General features: G+C 72.8%; 19 protein-coding genes. 13 read left to right on the forward strand and 6 right to left on the reverse strand.

Annotated elements, in window-relative coordinates; translation table 11 throughout:
* The first annotated feature begins 26 nt into the window (after positions 1-26).
* The 4 genes from arfA to ACOJV9_RS14250 are packed head-to-tail and all read left to right on the forward strand — an operon-like array spanning position 27 to position 1,971.
* Positions 27-1,100: a channel-forming protein ArfA/OmpATb gene (gene arfA, locus ACOJV9_RS14235; RefSeq protein ID WP_420185881.1), complete on the forward strand. Its 1,074-nt coding sequence runs from the start codon at positions 27-29 to the stop codon at positions 1,098-1,100.
* A gap of 11 nt (positions 1,101-1,111) precedes the next feature.
* A complete protein-coding gene (gene arfB / locus ACOJV9_RS14240; protein ID WP_420185882.1) occupies positions 1,112-1,267 on the forward strand; it encodes a channel accessory protein ArfB in 156 nt (51 codons plus the stop codon).
* Complete coding sequence (gene arfC, locus ACOJV9_RS14245) at positions 1,264-1,506, forward strand: channel accessory protein ArfC (protein ID WP_420185883.1); 243 nt, start codon at positions 1,264-1,266, stop codon at positions 1,504-1,506. The genes arfB and arfC overlap by 4 nt, the downstream gene beginning before the upstream one ends.
* Positions 1,507-1,554: 48 nt before the next feature.
* The gene (locus ACOJV9_RS14250) at positions 1,555-1,971 is read left to right on the forward strand and encodes a hypothetical protein (RefSeq protein ID WP_420185884.1); all 417 of its coding nucleotides are present in this window, start codon (positions 1,555-1,557) and stop codon (positions 1,969-1,971) included.
* 16 nt (positions 1,972-1,987) lie between these two features.
* Here ACOJV9_RS14250 and ACOJV9_RS14255 read toward each other — a convergent pair whose 3' ends face one another.
* The 6 genes from ACOJV9_RS14255 to ACOJV9_RS14280 all read right to left on the reverse strand — a co-directional run bounded on the left by ACOJV9_RS14255 (position 1,988) and on the right by ACOJV9_RS14280 (position 6,828).
* Positions 1,988-2,539, reverse strand: a complete 552-nt coding sequence (locus ACOJV9_RS14255) for a cysteine hydrolase family protein (protein WP_420185885.1) — start codon at positions 2,537-2,539, stop codon at positions 1,988-1,990.
* Positions 2,536-4,029: a purine-cytosine permease family protein gene (locus tag ACOJV9_RS14260; RefSeq protein WP_420185886.1), complete on the reverse strand. Its 1,494-nt coding sequence runs from the start codon at positions 4,027-4,029 to the stop codon at positions 2,536-2,538. Before ACOJV9_RS14260 ends, ACOJV9_RS14255 begins: the two co-directional genes overlap by 4 nt.
* Before the next feature lie 85 nt (positions 4,030-4,114).
* Entirely contained in the window at positions 4,115-4,312 is a 198-nt protein-coding gene (locus ACOJV9_RS14265) for a DUF3073 domain-containing protein (protein ID WP_420185887.1), read from the reverse strand.
* Between the two features lie 147 nt (positions 4,313-4,459).
* Entirely contained in the window at positions 4,460-5,647 is a 1,188-nt protein-coding gene (locus tag ACOJV9_RS14270; RefSeq protein ID WP_420185888.1) for a Glu/Leu/Phe/Val family dehydrogenase, read from the reverse strand.
* 22 nt (positions 5,648-5,669) lie between these two features.
* Complete coding sequence (locus ACOJV9_RS14275; RefSeq protein ID WP_420185889.1) at positions 5,670-6,353, reverse strand: DUF6766 family protein; 684 nt, start codon at positions 6,351-6,353, stop codon at positions 5,670-5,672.
* An 85-nt stretch (positions 6,354-6,438) separates the two neighbouring features.
* The gene (locus ACOJV9_RS14280; RefSeq protein ID WP_420185890.1) at positions 6,439-6,828 is read right to left on the reverse strand and encodes a hypothetical protein; all 390 of its coding nucleotides are present in this window, start codon (positions 6,826-6,828) and stop codon (positions 6,439-6,441) included.
* Between the two features lie 104 nt (positions 6,829-6,932).
* On the opposite strand from ACOJV9_RS14280, the gene fgd reads away from it, so the two are divergent.
* The 9 genes from fgd (at position 6,933) to ACOJV9_RS14325 (ending at position 14,836) form a co-directional block, all read left to right on the forward strand.
* A complete protein-coding gene (gene fgd / locus ACOJV9_RS14285; protein WP_420185891.1) occupies positions 6,933-7,988 on the forward strand; it encodes a glucose-6-phosphate dehydrogenase (coenzyme-F420) in 1,056 nt (351 codons plus the stop codon).
* Positions 7,988-8,509 (forward strand): DoxX family protein, encoded by a 522-nt coding sequence (locus ACOJV9_RS14290; protein ID WP_420185892.1) that lies wholly within the window; start codon positions 7,988-7,990, stop codon positions 8,507-8,509. The genes fgd and ACOJV9_RS14290 overlap by 1 nt, the downstream gene beginning before the upstream one ends.
* Positions 8,506-9,678, forward strand: coding sequence for a thiolase family protein (locus ACOJV9_RS14295; protein ID WP_420185893.1), 1,173 nt, complete (start codon positions 8,506-8,508; stop codon positions 9,676-9,678). The genes ACOJV9_RS14290 and ACOJV9_RS14295 overlap by 4 nt, the downstream gene beginning before the upstream one ends.
* Positions 9,675-10,463, forward strand: a complete 789-nt coding sequence (locus ACOJV9_RS14300) for an enoyl-CoA hydratase/isomerase family protein (protein ID WP_420185894.1) — start codon at positions 9,675-9,677, stop codon at positions 10,461-10,463. The genes ACOJV9_RS14295 and ACOJV9_RS14300 overlap by 4 nt, the downstream gene beginning before the upstream one ends.
* A complete protein-coding gene (locus ACOJV9_RS14305; RefSeq protein WP_420185895.1) occupies positions 10,460-11,428 on the forward strand; it encodes a glucosyl-3-phosphoglycerate synthase in 969 nt (322 codons plus the stop codon). The genes ACOJV9_RS14300 and ACOJV9_RS14305 overlap by 4 nt, the downstream gene beginning before the upstream one ends.
* Positions 11,422-12,288 (forward strand): dihydropteroate synthase, encoded by an 867-nt coding sequence (gene folP, locus ACOJV9_RS14310; protein WP_420185896.1) that lies wholly within the window; start codon positions 11,422-11,424, stop codon positions 12,286-12,288. The genes ACOJV9_RS14305 and folP overlap by 7 nt, the downstream gene beginning before the upstream one ends.
* 32 nt (positions 12,289-12,320) lie before the next feature.
* On the forward strand, positions 12,321-12,965 hold the full coding sequence (locus ACOJV9_RS14315) for a class III extradiol ring-cleavage dioxygenase family protein (RefSeq protein ID WP_420185897.1): 645 nt from the start codon (positions 12,321-12,323) through the stop codon (positions 12,963-12,965).
* Positions 12,966-13,136: 171 nt separating this feature from the next.
* Positions 13,137-14,069: an ATP-binding cassette domain-containing protein gene (locus ACOJV9_RS14320; RefSeq protein WP_420185898.1), complete on the forward strand. Its 933-nt coding sequence runs from the start codon at positions 13,137-13,139 to the stop codon at positions 14,067-14,069.
* Complete coding sequence (locus ACOJV9_RS14325; RefSeq protein ID WP_420185899.1) at positions 14,066-14,836, forward strand: hypothetical protein; 771 nt, start codon at positions 14,066-14,068, stop codon at positions 14,834-14,836. The genes ACOJV9_RS14320 and ACOJV9_RS14325 overlap by 4 nt, the downstream gene beginning before the upstream one ends.
* Positions 14,837-14,875 lie beyond the last annotated feature (39 nt).

Below are 14,875 nucleotides of genomic sequence, written 5' to 3' on the forward strand. Positions count from 1 at the left end.
GCGCGCCTGGTGACGTGAGAGGCCGCATGAACGCTCCCGAGAACTCCCGACCGCCCCATGACGACGACGACCGCCGTCGCGTGGCAGGTGCGCCCGGGTCTGCCCGCGTGGACCGCACCGCCAGCACCCCCACGGGCGGGGAGACGGTCACCCGCCGCTACCGTCGCGGCCTCGGCGCCCCCTGGTGGCTGGCGCTGGTCGGTGTCCCCGCCATCCTCGCCGCCGTCGGTCTGGGCCTCGACGGTGACGATGACGCCCGTGCCGCCCACCCCGCGACCTCACAGGGTCCGGCCGGCAGTGCCAGCCCGAGCGCGGACGGCGCAGCCTCGCCCTTCTCGGTGCAGCGCGTCGGCAACGAGGTGACCCTGACGGGAACGGTCCCGGACGAGTCGGCACGCAGCGCGATCGTGGACGACGTCAAGGGCAGGCTTCCGGGCGTCAACGTCGTGGACAACCTGCAGGTGGCAGCCGGCGCTCCGGCCGCCGGGGCCGCGGTCACCGCGCTCGCCGAGGCCGCCAGCGCCGAGGACTTCTCGCTCGAGGCCGACGGGGAGACCGTCGTGCTCAAGGGCGTAGCCGCCTCGGAGGAGGCCAAGGCAGCCGCGGAGACCGCGGCGAAATCGACGTTCCCCGGGGCCACGGTGGACAACCAGCTCACCGTCGGCGCCGGAGCCTCCCCCTCCGCCAGTCCGAGCCCGTCGCCGAGTGCCTCACCCAGCGCCGGCGGTGACGGCTGCGCCACGCTCGCCACCGACATCAAGGCGATCACCGAGCGGACCAAGATCACCTTCCCGGACGACCAGGCGACGCCGACACCGGCTTCCCGGACAGCGCTCAAGGAGATCGCGCAGACCTGGAAGGCCTGTCCCGAGGCGCCGGTCGTCAGGGTCGGCGGCTACACGAGTGCCCCCGGCAGCGCCGCCAAGAACCTGCGGCTGAGCGATGAGCGCGCCCGGAACGTGCGCGCCGTCCTCATCCAGGGCGGCATCGGGGCCGACAAGGTCGTGGCCAAGGGCTACGGCGAGACCACGTTCATCGCATCGAACTCGACGGAGGCGGGCCGCGAGGCCAACCGACGCGTCGAGATCACGGTCGGCTGAGGAGGCCACGCATGACCGAGTTCTTGATCCAGTGGTTCTGGTACCTCATCGCCTTCGCGGTGGGTGCCCTCGTGGCGTGGCTCGCCGCACGCCGCATCAAGCCCACGAGTGAGGACGAGGCCTTCGCCGACCTCCCGCACGCGACGAGGACGGGAGACTCCCGATGAGTGACGTCAGCTGGTGGCTCATGCTGCTCTCGTTCGTCCTGGGGGCGGTCATCACGTGGCTCTGGGTGGTGCGCCGAGCCACCCGCCGGGTGGCACACGTCGTGCGGAGCGAGCGGCACGTCGCCACCGCTGCGCCCGTCGGACGGGTCCACCACGACGCAGACGCGGAGGAGGAGTTCGAGGACGAGGAGTCCGCCCGTCGCGCCGGGTCCACGAGGTGGGACGAGCGCCACGGCTGAGTACGCGACCTCCTGACACGACGTCAGGGGAGGGAGCATCCTCGGACCATGTCCCTGCCAGAGCAGCCGCGCCTCCAGCCCGACGCCGCCTCCCTTCCTGCTCCGCGGCCGGTCGACGGACGTCCGGTTGGTGCCCGGGTGCGGACGGCGCGGTGGTGGGCGGTCGGGGTCCTGACCGCCGCGACGGTGGCGCTGGCCGCCTACCTGGCGCTGGTGCTGCTCGCCACGTGGCTGATGGTGTCGGCCGTCGACGCCGTCACCGACCTCGGGACCAGACCGCTCGACGTCACGTCCCTCCTCCTCGACGTGGCTCCGGGCCTGCTCCTCGGGTGGTGCGTGGGCCTCATCCTGGCGGGCGTGCTGGCTCGGGGGCAGGCGCTCGGCGCGCGCGCAGCCGGGTGCGTCGCCGGCACGCTGGGCTCCTTCGCCGGGGGAGCGGTGCTCGCCGCGACCGGCATCCTCTGAGAGGACCCGGCGACCGTCAGACGATCGTGATCTGGGGTCCGTAGAGCGCCATCGCCGCGAGGGCGCGCTCGTGGTTCTCGACGGTGGAGCCCGCGCACCCGGCTGCCGCGACCCGCACGGTGGCGCCCGCGTCGGCAGCGGGCAGCGCCGTCGAGAGCACGCAGCAGTCGGTGGAGACGCCGGTGAGCATCAGCTGAGCGTCGTCGCCCACCACCTCCCGCAGGACCGGCCACTTGCCGAACGTCCCGGCAGAGATGACCCGGTCGGCCACGCCGGCCAGCCCGGGCACGACGGCATACAGAGGGTGGTCGTCGGGGACGAGCGCGAAGGGCCAGGTCTCGTAGTACGGCAGCCACGACCCGCCGAGCGACGGGTCCGCGACGAAGTGGGTGACGATCGTGCGCTCCGGCCCGAACGCGGCCGCGAGCGTCGCGATGCGGGGCATCGTCTCCGCCCACATCGGCGAGCCCCAGGCGCTGGTGGCCGGGTCGGCGAAGATGGCCTGCGGGTCGACGACGACGAGCCACTCGTCCGGCAGCGGCTCGACGGCGTCCACCGGGGGGCTCACGCGCCGCTCTCCTGGCGGCGCACCGTGCCGCGACGGGCCACCCAGGTGACGGCGAACGACAGGACGAGCGAGAGCAGGACGCCGAGGTTGGCGTAGGCGAAGGTGCCCTCCCAGTACGCCCCGGCCGGGTCGTCGACGAAGGTGCCGAGACCGAGGGGGTCGAGCAGGAAGCCCTGCCAGTTGTTCCACGTCGCGTCGTCGGCGAAGTTGTTGACGACCAGCCCCCAGCCGAGCACGGACGCGACGACCATCGTCCCGATCGACACCCAGTCGTAGGCGCCGTAGCGGCCCCGGGAGTCGAAGAGCGCGTCGTCGTCGTAGTCGCGGCGGCGCAGGGCGATGTCGGCGATCATGATCCCCGCCCACGAGGCGAGCGGCACCCCGAGCGTGATGAGGAACGACTGGAACGGGTTGATGAAGCTCTCGGCGACGAAGACGACGTAGAAGGTGCCGAGCGTGAGGATGACGCCGTCCACGAGCGCGGCCATCGGGCGCGGGATCCTCGCGCCGAGCGAGATGAGGGTGAGCCCGGAGGAGTAGATGCCCAGGACCGCTCCCGACACCAGCGACAGGATCGCGGCGAGGAGGAACGGCACGAGCACCCAGGTGGGCAGCAGCGTCGCGAGGGTACCGATCGGGTCGGCGGCGATGCCGGCGAGGACCTCCTCGTCGGAGCCGGCCAGGGCGAGGCCGTAGCTGACGAGCAGGGCCGGCGCGAGGGCGCCGCCGAAGGTGTTCCAGCCGACGATCGCCGCACCGCTGGCCGTCCGGCGCTGGTAGCGGGACCAGTCGGCGGCGATGTTGATCCAGCCGAGGCCGAACCCGGTCATGACGAGGGTGAGCGCGCCGATCACCGGGCCGATACCCCCCGAGGGCAGGGCCGAGATCGCCGACCAGTCGAGGTGCTGGACCGTCATGGCGACGTAGAGGATCGTGATGGCGCCGGTGACCCAGGTCAGCACCGACTGCATCCGCATGATGATGTGGTAGCCGGCGACCGAGGCGAGCACGATCATCGCGGCGACGACCACGGCGGCGATGACCTTGGTGATCGTGCCCCCGCCCCAGCCGAGGCGCTCGAAGATCGTCGCGGTCGCGAGGACCGCGAGGATGGCGAGGAAGGTCTCCCAGCCGATGGAGGTCAGCCACGAGACGACACCCGGCACCTTCTGCCCCTTGACGCCGAACGCGGCGCGCGACAGCACCATCGTCGGGGCGGAGCCCCGCTTGCCGGCCAGGGCGATGATGCCGCACAGCGCGAAGGACACGACGATGCCGAGAATCGTCACGACGACGGCCTGCCAGAAGGAGATGCCGAAGCCGAGGACGAAGGCCGCGTAGGAGATGCCGAACACCGACACGTTGGCCGCGAACCACGGCCAGAAGAGGTCACGTGGTGAGGCGGTGCGGTCCGCCTCGTCGATGATCTCGATCCCGGTGGTCTCGACCCCGAGCCGCCTGGCGGCATCGGCGGTGCGCACGTCAGTCATGCCCGTGAGCATGTCAGATCACCGGAGGCAGAACACACAAGCCGCACGCGCACGTGCGAGTCAGGATCGGACGGACGACCGGACGTCAGCGACGTCCGCTGGCCCACTTGTCGTAGTCGTCGTCCTCGTCGGTGTCGCTGGACGGCGCGACCCGCGTCGAGGGCAGCGACGGCGCGCTCCCGTGAAGTTCGCGCTCAAGCGAGCTCAGGTCGGTGTCCGGGCTGTAGTACTTCAGCTCCCGGGCCACCTTGGTCTGCTTGGCTTTTGCTCGGCCGCGCCCCATGGCGAGACCCCCTTGTGCGTCTGCCGGGCGACATACCCGAAGGGACGGCCCCAGAGGGGTCATCCCGTATCGAGCTGTGGTCCCGGGAATCGTGTGTGTGTCGTGGGGTCAACGCTACATCAGGGCGGACTGATTCCGCTCCACCGGTCAGCGGTCGGGAAGCCAGATCGTCGGGGACCCTGCGGCCATGCGCTGCTCGGCGATGTGGTCGGCAGCCGCGGCCGGGCTCTCGCCCCGGTCGTCGGCCGCCCGGAGGACCTCGAGGGTGTGCTCGAAGATGGCGCTGGCCCCCTGCCTGGCCCGCTCGAAGTCGAAGCCGCGCAGCTCGTCGCTCACCTGGATGACCCCGCCGGCGTTGACGAGGAAGTCGGGGCAGTAGGTGATGCCCCGGGCCACGAGCCGGTCCGCGGTGCCACCCTCGCCCTCGGTGACGAGCTGGTTGTTGGCGCCGCCGCAGACGATGCGGGCGCGGAGCATGTCGACGGTGTCGTCGTCGAGGGCGCCACCGAGCGCGCAGGGGGCGTAGACGTCGAGGTCGCTGCGCACGAGGGCCGCGACGTCGCCCACGCTCTCGACCGCCGGATGGGTGGCCAGCACGCCCGTGACGGCCGCGACGTTGACGTCGGTGACGACGACCTGGGCACCGTCCTCGACGAGGTGGCCGGCGAGGATGCGACCCACCTTGCCGACTCCGGCGACGCCGACCCGCCGACCGCGCAGGGTGGGCTCGCCCCAGACGTGCTGGGCGGCGGCGCGCATGCCTTGGAAGACGCCGTATGCCGTGAGCACCGAGGAGTCGCCCGCACCACCGTTCTCGGGGGAGCGACCGGTCGCGAACCGGGTCGTCTCGGCGACCACGTCCATGTCCTGCACGTAGGTGCCGACGTCGCAGGCGGTGACGTAGCGCCCGCCGAGGCTCTCGACGAAGCGGCCGTAGGCGCGCAGCAGCTCCGGGGTCTTCGCGGTCGCCGGGTCCCCGAGAATGACCGCCTTGCCGCCACCGTGCGGGATGCCCGCCATCGCGTTCTTGTAGCTCATCCCGCGCGACAGGCGCAGGACGTCGGCCAAGGCCTCGTCGCCGCTCGCGTACGGGTAGAAGCGCGTGCCGCCGAGCGCCGGGCCCAGCGAGGTGTCGTGGATGGCGAGAATCGCGCGCAGGCCCGAGGCCGGGTCGGAGCAGTGGACGACCTGCTCGTGCTCGGACGTATCGAGCGGGTCGTGGGCGGCGGGACGGCCCGCGGGGACGGTGACGGACGACGCGGTCACGGTGGCGACTCCTTGGTCAGTGAGGGCTGCGGGATGGTGCAACAGGTGCTCGGCGTGGGTCGCACGCACCCTCACAGGCTAGTAGGGCCGGTCAGCCCTCGACGCCCGTCGACCCGTGCGGGGCGCCCACCGGCTTGGACTCCGGAGACCCGCGCTCACGCAGGTAGATCGCGAGGACCACCATGCTCCCCACCGCGAGGAACTCGGACTGCCAGTTCTGGAACGTGCGGCTCCAGAAGTCCGGGGCGGCGAGGTAGTCGCCGAACCCGAGGGGGGCCTTGAGGTCGCGGATCTGGTCGGCGTTGAAGGCGGCGCGGCCGGCGACGAGCTGGGCGCTCCAGGACCCGAGGAAGATCAGCCCCATCGTCAGGCCGAGGGAGTGCGAGTAGAGCCGGCGGCGCCACCCGTCGACCACGGCCCAGCGTGGCGATCCGGGCAGCGCGAAGCGCCCGACCCTCTGCTCCTCGTCGCTCTCCCGGCCGACCTTGTCGAGCTCCTTGGACTCCGGGGACCCGCGCTGCACGAACCACACGGTGAGGACGATGAAGAGGAGGAACTGGAGGTACTCGGACTGCCAGTTCTCGGCGAGGTCGACGGCGAACGTCGACGACGCGAGGTACTCGGCCATCCCGATGGTCGGGAACCCCTGGTCGCGGGACTCGCCGTTGAGCTCGGCGAGGCCGGCGACGGCCTGACCGACCAGGGCCACGAGGAGCAGGCCGGCAAAGACCAGCGACAGCCCGTGGTCGCGCAGCGCACGGAGGCGTCCGGTCATCGGGAGCTCACCCCCATGGCGACGCACCAGACCAGCCCGGCACCGATGAAGAGCAGCCACCCGAGGAACGTCCAGCGCATGGGCGTCACCGTCCCTCGACCGAGCAGTCGTAGGGGAGGTCCTTCCCGCGGGGCTCGCACCCGGCGGCGGTCACCAGCCAGCCCTCGTCGAAGCGCGCGAGGAACAGCGTGGTGGCGCCCCAGCGCACCATGGCGTCCCGGCCGTAGACCTCGACCGTGGGCTCGGTCCCGCTGGGGCCACCCTCGGGGGCCACCTCGCCGAGCGCGCCGGCGCAGTCGTCGCCGACCGAGCGCAGCTCCTCGAGGGTGGCCGGGGCGAGCAGGTCGCAGGCGCCCTCCGGTGCTGACGAGGCCGCCGCGAGGAAGGCCGTCGCCGCGTCCCCCGCAGCAGTGTCCTCGACCGATCCGCGGGCGGCGCACCCGCCGAGGACGAGGGCCAGCGACACGGCGAGCACGGCCGCTGAAGCCGGGAAGCCAACGGCACGGAGAGGACGGGGCGTGTGACGGATGTGACCTGGCACATGGCAACTATGGCACCGGGATGGGCGAGGATGGCCGCATGCGCATCGGCTACAAGGCCTCGGCGGAGCAGTTCGCCCCAGGTGACCTCGCGGCATACGCCGTCCTCGCCGAGGAGCTGGGACTGGACTCGGTCACCATCTCCGACCACTTCCAGCCTTGGCGGCTCGAGGGTGGGCACGCCCCCAACTCGCTCGCGTGGCTGTCCTGGGTTGCGGCCCGCACCGAGCGCGTGATGCTCGGCACGTCGGTGATGACGCCGACGTTCCGCTACAACCCGGCGGTCGTCGCCCAGACGTTCGCGACGCTGGGGTGCCTCGCCCCCGGCCGGATCATGCTCGGTGTCGGCACGGGTGAGGCGCTCAACGAGGTCGCCGTGGGGTCGGTCCCCGAGAGCGGGTGGCCCGAGTTCAAGGAGCGCTACGCGCGGCTGCGCGAGGCGGTGCGGCTCATGCGCGCGCTGTGGACGCAGGAGTCGGTGACCTTCGAGGGCGAGTTCTACCGCACCGAGGACGCGCGCATCTTCGACCGCCCCGACCAGCCCGTGCCGGTCTACGTCGCCGCCGGCGGCCCGCTCGTCGCGAGGTATGCCGGCCGGTCCGGTGACGGCTTCATCTGCACCTCCGGCAAGGGCCGCGAGCTCTACGCCGACAAGCTCCTGCCCGCGGTCGCGGAGGGCCTGGCGAAGGCCGACCGGTCGCCCGCGGACATCGACCGGATGATCGAGATCAAGCTGTCCTGGGACCCCGACCCCGATCGCGCGCTCGAGAACACCCGCTTCTGGGCGCCGCTGTCGCTGACCGCCGAGCAGAAGCACTCCATCACGAGCCCGGCCGAGATGGAGCGGGCGGCCGACGAGCTGCCGATCGAGCAGGTCGCCCAGCGCTGGATCGTCGCCTCGGACCCCGACGAGGTCGTGGCGGCCGTTCGCGAGTACACCGACCTCGGCTTCGACCACCTCGTCTTCCACGGACCCGGGCACGACCAGGAGCGGTTCCTGCGGACCTTCACCGAGCAGGTCGTGCCGGGGCTGCGCGACCTCGTCCCCGCCACGGCCGTCACGGCGGCCCCCGACGACGCGGAGGCGAGCGCCTGATGGACGCCACCGCGATCTCCGCCACCGAGCTCGACGTGGCGACCCTCGTCCTGCGTCTCGCGCTGGGACCGATGCTCGTCCTCCACGGCCTCAACAAGGTCCGGGGCGGGCTGTCCGGCACGGAGAGCTGGTTCGAGTCGCTCGGCCTGCGCCCCGGGTGGCTGCACGCGCGGGTCGCCGCCGCCACCGAGATCGGGGCCGGGATCCTTCTCACCCTTGGCCTGCTCACCAGCCTTGCGGCCATGGCCTTCGTCGGTCTCATGACCGTGGCCGCCCTCACCGACCATCGCGGCAAGGGCTACTTCATCTTCAAGGGCGGCGCCGAGTACGTCGTGCTCGTCGCCATGGTCGCCGTCGGCATCGCCGTCGCCGGCCCCGGCCGCTGGTCCCTCGACTCCGCCCTGGGCCTCGACCTCGCCGGTCTCGGTTGGGGCGCCGTCGCCCTCGTCGGGGGCCTCGCCGCGGCCGCCGGCCTCCTCGCCACGTCCTACCGTCCGCACCAGACCAGGAGCAACGCATGACCCTCTCGCCCCGCGACGCCGTGATCGTCGACGCCGTCCGCACCCCCATCGGCCGCCGCAAGGGCTCGCTCGCCGCCGTCCACGGCGTCGAGCTCTCGGCCCACGTCCTGCGCTCCCTCGCCGAGCGCTCGCAGCTCGACCCGGCGCTCGTCGACGACGTCATCTGGGGCTGCGTCCAGCAGGTCGGCCAGCAGTCCTTCAACCTCGGCCGCAACGCGGTCCTCACGGCGGGTTGGCCCGAGTCGGTGCCCGCCACGACGATCGACCGGCAGTGCGGCTCGTCGCAGCAGGCGGTCCACTTCGCCGCCGCCGCGATCCAGTCCGGGCAGCAGGACGTCGTCGTCGCCGGTGGCGTCGAGATGATGACCGCCGTGCCGATGGGCTCGCCGCTCGTCAACAAGGACCTCGGCTTCCCCTACCCGACCTCACTGCTCGAGCGCTACGGCGTCGACACGTTCAACCAGGGCATCGGGGCCGAGCTGATCGCCGAGAAGTGGGGCCTGTCCCGCGAGACCCTCGACGCGTATGCCGTCCGCTCCCACGAGCGGCTCGCCGCCGCCATCGACGCGGACCGCTTCTCCGACCACATCGCGCCCGTCACCCTCGCGGACGGCTCCACCTTCTCGGTCGACGAGGGCCTGCGCCGCGGGACCTCGCTGGAGTCGCTGGCCGAGCTCAAGCCGGTCTTCAAGGACGACGGGGTCATCCACGCCGGCAACGCCTCGCAGATCAGCGACGGCGCCTCTGCCGTGCTGCTCATGGCAGCGGAGAAGGCCGAGTCCCTTGGCCTGACTCCGATCGCGCGCTTCCACACGGGAGCGCTCGCGGGTGACGACCCGGTGATGATGCTCACGGCGCCGATCCCCGCGACGCACAAGGTGCTCGAGCGCTCCGGCCTCTCGCTGTCGGACATCGGCGTCTTCGAGGTCAACGAGGCGTTCGCCTCCGTGCCGCTCGCGTGGCAGGCCGAGTTCGGCGTCGACGAGGCGCTGCTCAACCCCAACGGCGGCGCCATCGCCGTGGGCCACCCGCTCGGTGGGTCCGGGGGCCGCATCATGAGCGACCTCGTCTTCCACATGAAGCGCGAGGGCATCCGCTACGGCCTGCAGACGATGTGCGAGGGCGGCGGCATGGCCAACGCGACCATCCTCGAGCTCGTCCGGGCATGAGCGACGCGACCGCGTCCACCCCGACCGGTGAGGTCCGGGTCGAGGTCGAGGGTGCGGTCGGGCGAGTCACGTTGGCCGCACCAGAGCGCCTCAACGCCGTGGCGCCCCCGATGCTCCGGGACGTGGCCGAGGGGGTGCGGCGGCTCGACGCCGACCCGGCCGTGCGCGTCATCGTGCTGTCCGGGGACGGGCGGGCGTTCAGCGCCGGCGCCGACCTCGGTGTGCACGTCGACGAGGGCGACCTCGACGCGACGCTCTTCTGGGTGGGCGCCGCCGTGCGGGCCGTCCTCGAGGCTCGGACGCCGGTGCTGTCGCTCGTGCCCGGGGTGGCCGCCGGGGCCGGGCTCTCGCTGGCCCTGTCCGCCGACTACGTGCTCGTGGCGGAGGACGCCGTCCTGGTCCTCGCCTTCGGCGCCCTCGGGCTGATGCCCGACGGCGGCGCCACCGCGCTGGTCGCGGCGTCGGTCGGTCGCGCCCGCGCCCTGCGCCTCGCCCTCACCGGCGAGCGACTCTCAGGCACCATGGCCGAGCGGTGGGGCCTGGTCTCCGAGGCGGTGCCGTCGGATGCGTTCGCGGCGCGCGCCGAGGAGCTCACCGCCCAGCTCGCGACGCTCGCCCCTGAGGGGACCGCCCTCACGACGGCGGCGATCACCGCCGCGACCCTCGACCTCGACGCGACGCTCGCCCGCGAGGAGAGCGGTCAGCAGGCGCTGCTCCGCACCCCCGACTTCGTCGAGGGGCTGACCGCCTTCCGCGAGAAGCGGCGACCGGCGTTCGGGTCGTGACCACCGCCATGGGCGAGCCGGGCACCGAGCGGGCGCGGACGGCATACCGGTCGTCGGACTGGACGGTGGCCGACCTGCTCGCGCTCAAGGGCGGGCGGACGATCTCGGTCGTCGTGCCGGCGCGGGACGAGGAGGCGACGGTCGGGTCGGTCGTCGAGCGGCTCGTGGCCGACCTCGTGACGGGTGGAGGCGGCCTCGTCGACGAGGTCGTCGTCATCGACTCCGACTCCACCGACGCCACGGCTGAGGTGGCAGCCGGGGCAGGGGCCCGGGTGGAGGCGGCCGCGGCGATCCGGCCCGACCTCGGGTCGGTGCCGGGCAAGGGCGAGGCGCTGTGGAAGTCGCAGTTCGTCACCCGCGGAGACCTCGTCGTCTTCGTCGACGCGGACCTCGTCGACTGGGGCACGCACTTCGTCACGGGCCTGCTCGGGCCGCTGCTGGTCGATGAGCGGGTCCACCTCGTCAAGGCGGTCTACGACCGGCCGATGATCGACGCGGAGGGGCGCGAGGAGGAGACCGGAGGCCGGGTGACCGAGCTCGTCGCCCGTCCGTGGCTGGCCCTGCACCGGCCCGAGCTCGCCGGGACCGTGCAGCCGCTGTCGGGGGAGTGGGCGATCCGGCGCACGGCGCTCGCGTCGTACTCCGTGCCGGTCGGCTACGGGATCGAGATCGCCGCCCTCATCGACACGGCCGACACGTTCGGGGTGGAGGGGATCGCGCAGGTCGACCTGGGCCGGCGCACGCACCGGCACCACCGCCATGACACGCTCGGCCTCATGGCAGTGCAGGTCCTCGCAGCCGCCGACCGACGCCGGGTCAGGTCCGACGGCGAGGCGCCGAGCGCGAGCGCGCCCCTCGTCGACGAGACGACGGTCCTCACGCAGTACGCACGGCGCGCCACGGGCTTCGAGCCCGTCACCACCCCGGTCGGCATCGGCGAGCGTCCGCCCGCGGCGTCATGCTGACCTTCCGGCTGGGGCGCCGCGAGTTCGACGCCCGCTCGCGCCTCGTCATGGCGATCGTCAACCGCACGCCGGACTCGTTCTACGACAAGGGGTCCACGTGGAGCGAGGACGCCGCCTTCGACCGGGTCCGTGAGGTCGTCGAGCAGGGCGCGGACATCGTCGACATCGGCGGCATCAAGGCCGCTCCCGGCGTCGAGATCGGTGCCGACGAGGAGAAGGCGAGGGTCGTCGACTTCGTCGCGGCGGTGCGGGCGGAGCACCCGGACCTGCTCATCAGCGTCGACACGTGGCGCGCCTCCGTGGGCCGGGCCGTCCTCGAGGTCGGTGCCGACATCCTCAACGACGCGTGGGGTGGAGCGGACCCGGACCTCGTCCGAGTGGCCGCGGAGTTCGACGCCGCGGTGGTGTGCACCCACACCGGAGGCGTCACGCCGCGGACCCGCCCGCACCGCATCGAGTACGACGACGTCGTGGCCGACGTCGTGGGCTCCCTCCTCGCGCAGGCCGACCGGGCCGTGGCGGCCGGCGTCGACCGGTCCCGCGTCGTCATCGACCCGGCACACGACTTCGGCAAGAACACGTGGCACTCGCTGGAGGTGACCCGCCGGCTCGACGAGCTCGTCGCCCTCGACTGGCCGCTGCTGGTCTCGCTGTCCAACAAGGACTTCGTCGGTGAGGCGCTCGACCTGCCGGTCGGGAAGCGGCTCACGGGAACGCTCGCCACCACGGCGATCTCCGCCTGGCACGGCGCGCACATCTATCGCGTGCACGAGGTGGTCGAGACGCGTCAGGTGCTCGACATGGTGTCGGTCATCTCCGGCGACCTGCCGCCGGCCCGCACCGCCCGGGGGCTCGCGTGACTCGTTCTGCCGCCCCGGGAGCACGTGGCCCGGTGACCGACGTGGTCGTCGTCCCCGGTGCGCCGCTGCTGCTTCCGGAATACCAGGGCCGGACCCCCGCCGACGCGGGTCTCGTCGACGACTGCGCCGCGGTGGTCCGGGCGGCCGTGGCGACGGCGTCACACGTCGTCGTCGTGCACGCCACCGACCGCGAGCCGCGCAGCACCCGCCCACCGGTGGGCCTGCGGGTGGCTGACCACCTGCTCGCCGCCTCACACCTCGACTTCGACGTCGAGCACCTCGCCGTGGCGTGGGACGCCCCGGTCGCCGACTGCGTGGGCGCCGGCAGGGCTCTCTCCGAAGAGGGCGCCGGGTCCGCGGAGCACCCGACCACCCTGCTCGTCGTCGCGGACGGGTCCGCCCGGCGCACCGAGAAGGCGCCGGGTCACCTCGACCCCCGGGCCGCCGCGGTGGACGACGCCCTCGTCGACGCCGTCCGCTCCTGCGCGGACGGCGGCCTGGGCCGCCTGCTCGACCTCGACCCCGACCTGTGCGCCGACCTGCTCGTCGCCGGCCGCGCTCCGCTCCAGGTCCTTGCCGCCGCCGCGGAGGGCGTGCCCCTCGCCGTCGAGTCGCTCGAGGTCAGCGACCCCTTCGGCGTCCTCTACCTCGTCGCCCACCTCACCCGCACCCCCTGACCCCAGCTCTCGCTCCCTCCGCTCGCGATCGGCGAGGTCCCGTCCTCCCGGGAAGTCGCGGCGGGACGATGCGTCGCGCGGACGGCATACGGGCGGTGCCGACAGGATCTGCACGGAACCTTCACAGGTCGTGCGCCCACCGACCGCACCGCCTCTCCTAGCGTCCTCCTCATGATCTCCGTGAGCGGACTGACGAAGCAGTACGGCGCGGTGCGCGCCGTCGACGACCTCAGCTTCGAGGTGGAGTCGGGGAAGGTGACCGGCTTCCTCGGGCCGAACGGCGCCGGCAAGTCGACGACGATGCGGGTGGTCATGGGACTGGACCGACCGACCGCCGGGACCGCGACGGTGAACGGCAGCTCGTATGCCGCGTTCCCGGCACCGCTGCGGGAGGTCGGGGCGCTGCTGGATGCGGGTGCCATGCACCCGGGACGCTCGGGCAGGGCGCACCTGCGGATCGCCGCCCACAGCAACGGAATCCACCGTGACCGGGTGGAGGAGGTCATCGAACAGGTGGGTCTGGGCAAGGCGGCCGGGAGGCGCATCAAGGGCTACTCGCTCGGGATGCGGCAGCGGCTGGGCATCGCCGCAGCGCTCCTCGGGGACCCACCCGTCCTGGTCTTCGACGAGCCGGTCAACGGCCTGGACCTCGACGGCGTGCGGTGGATCCGCAGCCTGCTGCGCGGGTTCGCGGAGGAGGGGCGCACCGTCCTCGTCTCCAGCCACCTCATGAGCGAGATGCAGCTCATCGCCGACCGTGTCGTCGTCATCGGGAGGGGACGGCTCATCGCCGACACCGACATGCCCGGCCTCCTGCGGGGCCTGGGCGGGCAGCGGGTGCGGGTGCGCACGCCCCAGGCCGACGGGCTCGCGAGGGCACTCGGCGCGGAGGCCGAGGTGGGGCGACCCGCGCCCGACGAGCTGGAGGTGAGCGGCCTGCTCGCGAGCGAGGTCGGCGACCTCGCGCACGAACACGGCATCCGGCTCCACCACCTCGCCGAGGTCGAGCAGTCCCTCGAGGACGCCTACCTCTCGCTCACGGAGGGCAGCGTGGAGCACCACGGACACGCCCTGGACGCCCTCGCGCAGGGAGCGGTCCGATGAGCACCGCGACGGTGCTGGCCCGGGCCGGCCGGGCGGAGTGGAGCCGGATCTGGAGCGTGCGCTCGAGCTGGGTCTTCACGGGGCTGATCTCGTGCGCCGTGGTCGGCCTGGGGCTGCTCGTCGGCATCGACGTCGCGAACAACCCGGAGTCGGTGCCTCCAAGCGCCTCCGCGTGGGAGGGCGCCCGCTTCACCGCGATGTTCGCCCTCTTCGGCACGGTCGCCATGGCGGTGGTGACGAGCACCGCCGACCACGGCACCGGAGCGATCGTGCCGACGCTGCAGTGGACTCCGCGACGCGGCGTGCTGCTCGCCGCACGCGTCCTCGTCATCGCGCTCACCGTCACCGCCCTCGGGGTGGCGCTGGTCGTCGCGGCCAGTGTCGTGGTGTGGGTCCTGGCACCACCGCGGGTGGGGCTGCCGGCCGGTGACGGGTTCCGGTCGATGGGCGACATCGTCGTCGTCCTGGGCTGCGGAGCGCTGCTCGGGATCGGCCTCGGCCTCGCGACCCGCAGCACGGCCGGCGCGTTGGTGCTCGCCATCGCGCTGCTGCTCGTCCTGCCCCTGCTCGTGGCGCAGCTGCCCTTCGAGTGGGCCGCGACCACGTCGGCGCGGCTGCCCGGGTCCGGGGCGCTCTTCCTCATCTTCGGCGAGGGCCCGCTCGACGACATGACGGTGACGTCGGCGAGGCTCACCATGCTCGCGTGGGCGGTGGGCGCCATGGCCGCAGGCGGGTGGCGCCTGCTCCGCAGCGACGCCACCCGCTGAGGTCTCACGGCGCCGCGCGACGTCTAGTCTCGACAGGGA

Origin of the sequence: Knoellia terrae (assembly GCF_048606435.1) — a bacterium.
Taxonomy (GTDB): Bacteria; Actinomycetota; Actinomycetes; order Actinomycetales; family Dermatophilaceae; genus Knoellia; species Knoellia terrae.

What these genes read in the sequence shown, in the direction of transcription:
- fgd (WP_420185891.1), top strand. Translation starts at nt 6,933, where the DNA reads ATGCGCATCGGCTACAAGGCCTCGGCGGAGCAGTTCGCCCCAGGTGAC.
- ACOJV9_RS14275 (WP_420185889.1), bottom strand. Translation starts at nt 6,353, where the DNA reads ATGACCGGACGCCTCCGTGCGCTGCGCGACCACGGGCTGTCGCTGGTC.
- ACOJV9_RS14295 (WP_420185893.1), top strand. Translation starts at nt 8,506, where the DNA reads ATGACCCTCTCGCCCCGCGACGCCGTGATCGTCGACGCCGTCCGCACC.
- ACOJV9_RS14325 (WP_420185899.1), top strand. Translation starts at nt 14,066, where the DNA reads ATGAGCACCGCGACGGTGCTGGCCCGGGCCGGCCGGGCGGAGTGGAGC.
- ACOJV9_RS14250 (WP_420185884.1), top strand. Translation starts at nt 1,555, where the DNA reads ATGTCCCTGCCAGAGCAGCCGCGCCTCCAGCCCGACGCCGCCTCCCTT.
- arfB (WP_420185882.1), top strand. Translation starts at nt 1,112, where the DNA reads ATGACCGAGTTCTTGATCCAGTGGTTCTGGTACCTCATCGCCTTCGCG.
- arfC (WP_420185883.1), top strand. Translation starts at nt 1,264, where the DNA reads ATGAGTGACGTCAGCTGGTGGCTCATGCTGCTCTCGTTCGTCCTGGGG.
- ACOJV9_RS14290 (WP_420185892.1), top strand. Translation starts at nt 7,988, where the DNA reads ATGGACGCCACCGCGATCTCCGCCACCGAGCTCGACGTGGCGACCCTC.
- arfA (WP_420185881.1), top strand. Translation starts at nt 27, where the DNA reads ATGAACGCTCCCGAGAACTCCCGACCGCCCCATGACGACGACGACCGC.
- folP (WP_420185896.1), top strand. Translation starts at nt 11,422, where the DNA reads ATGCTGACCTTCCGGCTGGGGCGCCGCGAGTTCGACGCCCGCTCGCGC.
- ACOJV9_RS14320 (WP_420185898.1), top strand. Translation starts at nt 13,137, where the DNA reads ATGATCTCCGTGAGCGGACTGACGAAGCAGTACGGCGCGGTGCGCGCC.
- ACOJV9_RS14265 (WP_420185887.1), bottom strand. Translation starts at nt 4,312, where the DNA reads ATGGGGCGCGGCCGAGCAAAAGCCAAGCAGACCAAGGTGGCCCGGGAG.
- ACOJV9_RS14260 (WP_420185886.1), bottom strand. Translation starts at nt 4,029, where the DNA reads ATGACTGACGTGCGCACCGCCGATGCCGCCAGGCGGCTCGGGGTCGAG.
- ACOJV9_RS14300 (WP_420185894.1), top strand. Translation starts at nt 9,675, where the DNA reads ATGAGCGACGCGACCGCGTCCACCCCGACCGGTGAGGTCCGGGTCGAG.